7 protein-coding genes are annotated in these 7230 nt (G+C 58.4%); 3 read left to right on the top strand and 4 right to left on the bottom strand.

Annotated features, from left to right (window positions below):
• Positions 1 to 792: lysophospholipid acyltransferase family protein (locus B3Y70_RS00630; RefSeq protein WP_288589057.1), on the top strand; the 792-nt coding region annotated here is incomplete at its 5' end.
• On the opposite strand, the gene B3Y70_RS00625 is transcribed toward B3Y70_RS00630, so the two are convergent.
• The 4 genes from B3Y70_RS00625 to B3Y70_RS00610 all read right to left on the bottom strand — a co-directional run bounded on the left by B3Y70_RS00625 (position 752) and on the right by B3Y70_RS00610 (position 5206).
• The gene (locus B3Y70_RS00625) at positions 752 to 1228 is read right to left on the bottom strand and encodes an FKBP-type peptidyl-prolyl cis-trans isomerase (RefSeq protein ID WP_011785787.1); all 477 of its coding nucleotides are present in this window, start codon (positions 1226 to 1228) and stop codon (positions 752 to 754) included. The genes B3Y70_RS00630 and B3Y70_RS00625 overlap by 41 nt on opposite strands.
• Positions 1228 to 3441 carry an acetyl-CoA hydrolase/transferase C-terminal domain-containing protein gene (locus tag B3Y70_RS00620; RefSeq protein ID WP_278350380.1) on the bottom strand — a complete coding sequence of 738 codons (2214 nt, stop codon included), beginning with the start codon at positions 3439 to 3441 and terminating at the stop codon, positions 1228 to 1230. Before B3Y70_RS00620 ends, B3Y70_RS00625 begins: the two co-directional genes overlap by 1 nt.
• A gap of 140 nt (positions 3442 to 3581) precedes the next feature.
• Positions 3582 to 3935, bottom strand: coding sequence for a hypothetical protein (locus tag B3Y70_RS00615; protein WP_011785789.1), 354 nt, complete (start codon positions 3933 to 3935; stop codon positions 3582 to 3584).
• Positions 3936 to 4168: 233 nt separating this feature from the next.
• Positions 4169 to 5206 carry an NADP(H)-dependent aldo-keto reductase gene (locus B3Y70_RS00610; protein ID WP_273029703.1) on the bottom strand — a complete coding sequence of 346 codons (1038 nt, stop codon included), beginning with the start codon at positions 5204 to 5206 and terminating at the stop codon, positions 4169 to 4171.
• A gap of 104 nt (positions 5207 to 5310) precedes the next feature.
• Between B3Y70_RS00610 and B3Y70_RS00605 the strand changes: the two genes are divergently transcribed.
• Positions 5311 to 6558 (top strand): glycosyltransferase family 4 protein, encoded by a 1248-nt coding sequence (locus B3Y70_RS00605; protein ID WP_081432101.1) that lies wholly within the window; start codon positions 5311 to 5313, stop codon positions 6556 to 6558.
• A complete protein-coding gene (locus tag B3Y70_RS00600) occupies positions 6524 to 7072 on the top strand; it encodes a phosphatase PAP2 family protein (RefSeq protein WP_141067745.1) in 549 nt (182 codons plus the stop codon). Before B3Y70_RS00605 ends, B3Y70_RS00600 begins: the two co-directional genes overlap by 35 nt.
• The last annotated feature ends 158 nt before the right edge of the window (positions 7073 to 7230 follow it).

The following is a 7230-nucleotide window of genomic DNA, read 5'->3' as shown; positions in this document are numbered from 1 at the left end:
TTAGCAATGTTTGCAGGCTTCCTTGTCGGAGCCTGCGCGCTGGCGGCTTTGCTCCGGATCTCCGATCTGGCCAGGACCAGACCGGTGGACAGGAATCCCTGGGCCACAATCTGTTTTCGGAAGGCATGTCAGTGCCTGGGCTGGCAGGTTCAGGTTTATGGCCAGCCCTGCCCGGAAAACGCCCTGTTTGTCGCCAACCACATCAGCTGGTCAGACATCCCGGTTCTTGGCAGCATCACGCCCATGCGGTTTCTGTCAAAAGCGGAAGTAGGTCAATGGCCGGTGATCGGCTGGCTGGCCCGGCAGGCCGGCACGCTGTTCATCAAACGTGGCGGCGGTCAGGCCAGAGCTATCAAAGCCAGTATCGCGCAATGCCTGCAGGCTGGAGAATCGGTGATGGTCTATCCAGAGGGAACCACCAGCACCGGGGTAGCCGTATTACCCATGCACGGACTGTTGATGAGCGCCGCCCGGGACAGCAACACGGCCATACAGCCAGTGTCCATCGGTTATCGGCGAGAACGGCGCCCTGACTCACTGGCGCCCTTTGTGGGCGATGACAGTTTCCACTGTCATCTGTTCAGGCTGCTGCGACAGCCACCGGGGCAGATCATCGTAATATTGCATCCGCCCCTTGGACCGGATCCGGATCTATCCCTGAATGAGCTGACCGGGTGCATACACCAGCAGATCAGCCAGGGCCTCGCCCGCATTCACTCGGGCGAGTTCGACCAGGTACCCGAACGCCCTCTCAGAACAGCGGGCGACCCTGAGCTACCTCGTCTTCAGTAGCCTCGCGACGACCCACGATTTCCAGATCAAAATAGAGGGTGAAACCGGCCAAAGGGTGATTGGCATCCACTTTGACCAGGTTGCCGTCGATCGCCACCACCTGTACCACCTGGGCCTGATCACCGGAGTTAGTCTGGAATTTCATGCCCACATCCAGGTTTTCAACGCCCTCAAAGAGGGAACGGGGCACCTTGCGCACCAGGTCCTCGCGGTATTCGCCGTAGGCCATCTCCGGTGGCACGGTCACTTCCAGGCAATCACCTACGTTTCGGTCTTTCACCGCCTCCTGAATGCCGGCAATGATCTCGGGGCTGCCGTAGATAAAGTGCAGAGGCTCGCTGCCTTCAGACGTATCCACCAGCTCACCGATGCGGTTCTTGAGCACGTAATGGACGGTAAAAACATCCGGCCGGGTGTTCGGGTTATCGGCTTGCATTAGCTGTTTTCGCTTCCTGTCTTTGTCGCGGGTTCAAGTTGCTGCAGGCCATGTATCACCAGTTTGCGATCCAGCTTCTCCCGAATGCCTGAGGGGTTGTTCAACCCCATGCGTTCGAGCAGCACCGCGTACTGGCCAGTATCGTCTTCAGCCCGGATGGCCTGCCAAAGGGTCGCCAGTTTACCACGGGGAGTGGCGGTTGCGGCTTTCAGTCCTTTAAGGGCTTTCCCCAGGGTCAGCTCCTCATCGGTGAAATCCCGGCCGAACGGGAACGCCGGGAACCAGTCGCCCTTACCGGATGCAGCCAAAGCCTGGCGAACCGACGCCGGCGTATTGTTCTGCCAGTCCGCAGGCAAGCGGAAATCGTCACGGACCTTGCCCGCCTTCTGGGCCTGTTTCAGCAAATCCGCCTGGAAACGGGAATCGGCAATACGGATCAGCGCCAGGAACACATCTTCGTCGGACCGCCCCCGCAAATCGGCAATGCCGTACTCCGTGATCACAATGTCCCTGAGATGTCTTGGAATGGTGCAATGGGCATAGTTGAATACAATGTTGGACACTACCTGCCCACCCGACATGCGGGTGGCTCTGAGAGCCAGGATGGAGCGCGCCCCGGGCAACTCATGGGCCATCGAAACAAAGTTGTACTGCCCCCCCACACCACTGACCACGCGACCATCATCCAGCCCATCTGACACTGCCGCGCCACTGAGGGTGTACATCATCGCAGAGTTGATAAACCGACCGTGCAAACGCTGGGCGGCTTTGAGCTTCTGATCTCCGAAACGGTGATCGTAAAGGTGGTTGATGAAATTGACACTGGTCATGCAGATCTTGTCACGCTGCTCTGGCGACAGATCTCTCAGAGCCTGGTAGAAGGCCTCCGGCCCCACGTAGAAGCCACCGTGCATGGCAATACCACCGGTGAGCCTTGAACCAAGACCCAGGGCCGCCAGCGCCTCACGGGTCTGATCCTGGCTGAGGTCTGCTTCTACAGCGTGATCTTCACTCAGGCGCAGGCGTCCGCCACGGAATTCCACTGTGTCCCGCAGAATGCCGTACTGAATCAGCCAGTTGACATCCCGCGCCCGCAATGGCGAGTCGATCAGCCCTTCCCGGACCAGCACATCCAGCATGTCGAGCGACGGCGTCAGGGTAATCTCGCCCCGGTTGATCAGAGTCTGCAAACCGGCATGATCAAATACTTCCCGCTTCAGGATGCCCTCCTGCATCAGATACAGGAAGCCATCCACCATCATTTCACTACAGCCATACAGGCCGGTCTCGAACGTACCGGTACCGCCGCAGCGGTCAACCACAGGGAACCTGGATCCCACATCCAGGTGGTCATAAACTGCGCGCCAGGCATCATTGTGCTTGTGGCGCAGAATGGCGTTGTGAACCAGCGAGGCTCCCAGTGAACCGATGCCAACCTGAAGGGTTCCGCCATCCTTCAACAGGCAGCTGGCGTAGAATCCGATGAGGTGATCAGACGGACTGATGGCCATCTGAGGAGCCGAGAATAACGGATAGTCTGTCGATGGATGACTGAAGAGAAGATCAAACTGCTGTTCCTCGACGGCTGCATGATGGCCAAACCAGGGCAGGTACTGATTGATTTCAGCCACCATGGCCACCGGTACGCCCTGCTGTTCACGCTCCCGCAGCAGCGGCAGGATATCGAGTGACAGGTCCGGGTTACAGCTAAAGCTCACCTGGCCCGGAAAGCCATTGGGCTCGCCTGGGGAAACCATCTGCCCCACCACATTCACACCCTGCGCCATCAGATCGCGAACGGCATGGGTGTAGTTGGTGCATACATAGTTTCGCTGCTGGTTGCGATTGTTCAGGTAGCTGCCAGCTTTGAAGAAAAATTCAGACACCTGGACATTGCTTGGCAAGCGGTTATTGGCGACATCACGGGCATAGGCCAGTTCCGGAATATCGCCAAACAGGCGCTTGGCGAAGGGCCCCATGAAACGTTTTTCCAGTGAAGAACTGCCCTCAGGCGCTAACAGGGAGAGCGCGGTCACAATATGCAGCTCAATGTCCGGATCATCCTTGGCACGCTGATAGAGCGCATTCACAAACCTCACCGGCTTGCCAAGACCAAGCGGCAAGCCCAGGGTAATGCGCTTGCCAACCCGTTCAATCACCCGATCAACACACCGTTCTGCGTCGTCGCAATAGACTCCGTTCTCTGCTGCCATTACCGGCTCCTCGTCGCTTGAGAATCTCAATTAAGGTGGATGATCACACGGCAGATTCAAGCTGACAATGCGTCAGGTCATGACATTTTGACAAAGCGGAAGGTCGGGAGAAAGATGGCGGACACGCCAAGGAACAGCGGTCAGAACTTCCAGCGCAGGTTCAGGCAGGCACCTTCGTTCAACAGGGCGATGCCGTGGTCAGGCTGAGCCGGATCGGAAGCATAGGTCTTTTCAGCAGTGCGGGAGCGGCTGAGGCTCAGGCTGAGCAGACGGGAGCCGATAGCGGTAAGTGCATCGCTGCGGTCGTCTTCATAATCGCCGGACATCCATTCCTGAAGTTCGTAAACATCCTCCGCCGTCGTCATTTCGTCGCGCTCGGCCATCATGCGCTCGGAAAGCATCGGTTCCGACAACATGGGCTGCGCAGCGTCAGCCCGCATCGCAAAGGCGACGCTATTCAGGGCTAGAAGGACGACGAACAGGCGAAGAATCATGGCAACAGGAAATCCGGTATCGACATTGGCTTTATTTAATTCACAGTACCAAAGTCTAATGATTGCGACGAAGATTGGTGTGATTTTGCACACAATTTCGCCAGCGTTCCGTCGCCTGGCACCAGCTTTTTTGTCAATAAATGATCACTTATATTGCAGTATGTAACGATCCTGCCGCTGGTCGGAGCGGCAGGATCGCACCTGGCTACTGCAAGCCCTTATGCATACAGTCTTCAAGGGCAGGGATAGGTGAACTCGGCATGGATCGCCTCGATGGCGGACACGAGGTCGGGGCTCAGAGTCACACTGCCTGCCCCGATGTTCTCCCTGAGCTGCTCCATGGTAGTTGCGCCAATGATGTTACTGGTTACGAACTCCCGACTGTTCACCCAGGCCAGTGCCAGTTGGGCCGGCGTGAGACCATGCTGGTGAGCCAGCTCAACATAGGCCCTCGTGGCGTCCGCCGCCCGGTCATTGGTATAGCGACTGAACCGCTCGTACAGAGTCAGCCGGGCCTTTTCCGGCCATTTTCCCCCCAGGTATTTGCCGGTCAGCATGCCAAAGGCCAGTGGTGAATAGGCCAGCAGGCCGGTGCCTTCACGATGGGCGAACTCCGCCAGGCCTGCTTCAAAGGAACGGTTCAACAGGTTGTAGGGGTTCTGGATAGAGACCACCCGGGGCCAGCCACGCTGCTCCGCCAGGCGCAGGTACTGCATCGTGCCCCACGGTGTCTCGTTGGAAAGCCCGATGTGTCTGACCTTTCCTTCACGCACCAGTTCATCCAGCGCTTCCAGTGTTTCCTCAATGGGCGTCATCTGCTCATCGGGATTGCGGTCATAACCAAGCTTGCCAAAAAAATTGGCGCTCCGGTCCGGCCAGTGCACCTGATAAAGATCGATGTAATCCGTCTGCAGGCGCTTAAGGCTGCCCTCACAGGCAGAGCGGATATGCTCCCGGGTCAGCCTCGGCCCCCCGCGCAAATACCCGAGACCATTACCCGGCCCGGCCACCTTGCTGGCGATCACCAGATCATCACGCTGGCCACGGCGGGCCAGCCAGTTGCCCAGATACTGCTCGGTCAGACCCTGGGTTTCTGCCCTGGGTGGCACTGGATACATTTCAGCGGCGTCGATGAAATTGATGCCCTGCTCCATGGCATAGTCGAGCTGCTGAAAGGCTTCCTGCTCGCTGTTCTGCTCGCCCCAGGTCATGGTTCCCAGGCAGATCAGGCTGACCTCGATATCTGTAAAGCCAAGTTTTCGCGTTTGCATGGAATCTCCTTGCAATAGGTCGATAAGAGACGGGGTATAAACACGTAAACGGAATGTCACGGAGTTGTCGCATTTCTGTCATGGCGTCTTTCCATAGTAAAGGCATGACAGCAGAACCTTCAGGAACCCCCGTGACCGAAGCCCAGTTGACCGAACGGCGACCGCAACACATTACCATTGTTTCCGAGACGTTTCCGCCGGAAATCAATGGTGTTGCCAACACCATGCGGCACCTGTGTCAGGGGCTGATGCAACGGGGCCACCATGTAACCGTGGTGCGCCCCCGGCAGCCCCACGAACAGAAAGGACTGTTTGAGAGTACCGGGAGCGGGTTGTTTTCCACCGAACTGGTGGTTAATGGCTTGCCTCTTCCCGGCTACGCAGATCTGCGCTTCGGTACCGCCCGCCCCTCCAGCCTGAAAAAGCTCTGGCAGAAACAGCGGCCCGACGGCATCTATGTGGCAACCCAGGGGCCACTCGGCGTGGCGGCCGTGAACGCGGCTCGCAGCCTCGCCCTGCCTGTCAGTTCCGGGTTCCATACCAACTTCCATCAGTACTCTCGCTATTACGGAGCGGGCCTGCTCGAACGGTTACTGTGTGCCTACGGTCGCTGGTTCCATAACAGAACAGCCATCACCCTGGTGCCTACCGGTCGCATGCAGCGGGTGACCCGGGACATGGGGATCACCTGCACCGGCCTCTGGAGCCGGGGCGTGGATTGCCAGCGCTTCACCCCCCACAAACGCGACCAATCCCTGCGTCGGCAATGGGGGCTGCACGACAACGAACGTGCCGTACTCTATGTCGGGCGCCTGGCTGCGGAAAAAAACCTGCGCATGGCTGTTGCCTGCTTCGAGCGTATCCGCGGCCTGCATCCTAATGCCCGCTTCGTGCTGGTAGGGGATGGCCCCATGCGCCGCTCCCTGGAAGACCGGCACCCGGACTACATATTCTGTGGCACACGACGGGGCGAAGATCTGGCCCGGCACTATGCCTCCGGTGACCTGTTCCTGTTTCCCAGTAAAACCGACACCTTCGGCAACGTGGTGCTGGAAGCCATGGCCAGCGGACTGGGCATCGTCGCCTTCGACGATGCTGCAGCCGCAGAACATATCCGACATGACGAAAACGGCATGAAGGCTGAACTGACAGACGACGAAGCCTTCGTAAATCACGCCCTGAGACTGGCCGACCAGCCCTCACTGTTGAACCGAGTCCGCGCCCAGGCTCGCCTGGACGCTCTTGAATTGAATTGGAGCAGCCAGATCGACCAGTTTGAACAGCTGGTTTTAAACCAAACTGCACAGGCCCGATACCATGGCATTAACAAGCAAGGCATCTCGCTTCTTTGAGTTGGCAGACCAGCGAGAATTCGCGGTCTGCCAGGCCATTAATCGCAGCGTACGGTTCCGGCCGATTCTGGGGTATTTCCGAGTCGTCAGCCGACTTGGCGACGGTTGGTTCTGGTACGCACTGATTCTCTCACTGCCTTTCTACGCCGGGGACTCTGGCCCGGCCCTGGCACTTCAAATGGCGCTTACCGGGCTCACCTGCACGCTAACCTACAAGGCCCTCAAACGCTGGCTGATTCGCGAGCGGCCTTTTATTTCGTTTCCGGTTATCAACTGTGCAACGCCGCCACTGGACCGGTACAGCTTTCCGTCCGGCCACACCCTGCACGCGGTGTGTTTTCAGGCCATGCTGTTCGTTGCGCTCCCGGCCCTGGCCTGGTGTGTGCTTCCGTTCACCTTGTCAGTGGCGGCATCCCGGGTCATTCTCGGGCTCCACTACCCCAGCGATGTCCTGGCCGGCGCCTTGATTGGTGGCACCATGGGATGGGCCTCTATGCAGTGGCTGGCCAGCTGAGCCCAACCCAGGCAGTTGCCGCATTCTGGTCTACACTGATTCCGGAGAATCCTGCCGGAGTGAGTCATGAACACAAAGATCCTGCTGGTCACCGGGGCCGCAATTATTCTGGCGCTGGCGCTCCTGTGGCCGACCAATACCCCGCCACCCGAGTTACC

Source organism: Marinobacter sp. UBA5687 (genome assembly GCF_002420325.1).
Lineage (GTDB): Bacteria > Pseudomonadota > Gammaproteobacteria > Pseudomonadales > Oleiphilaceae > Marinobacter > Marinobacter nauticus.
Note: the sequence above shows the minus strand (reverse complement) of the source record. Positions and strands in the feature narration are given on the sequence as shown.

What these genes read in the sequence shown, in the direction of transcription:
- B3Y70_RS00625 (WP_011785787.1), bottom strand. Translation starts at nt 1,228, where the DNA reads ATGCAAGCCGATAACCCGAACACCCGGCCGGATGTTTTTACCGTCCAT.
- B3Y70_RS00620 (WP_278350380.1), bottom strand. Translation starts at nt 3,441, where the DNA reads ATGGCAGCAGAGAACGGAGTCTATTGCGACGACGCAGAACGGTGTGTT.
- B3Y70_RS00615 (WP_011785789.1), bottom strand. Translation starts at nt 3,935, where the DNA reads ATGATTCTTCGCCTGTTCGTCGTCCTTCTAGCCCTGAATAGCGTCGCC.
- B3Y70_RS00610 (WP_273029703.1), bottom strand. Translation starts at nt 5,206, where the DNA reads ATGCAAACGCGAAAACTTGGCTTTACAGATATCGAGGTCAGCCTGATC.
- B3Y70_RS00605 (WP_081432101.1), top strand. Translation starts at nt 5,311, where the DNA reads ATGACAGCAGAACCTTCAGGAACCCCCGTGACCGAAGCCCAGTTGACC.
- B3Y70_RS00600 (WP_141067745.1), top strand. Translation starts at nt 6,524, where the DNA reads ATGGCATTAACAAGCAAGGCATCTCGCTTCTTTGAGTTGGCAGACCAG.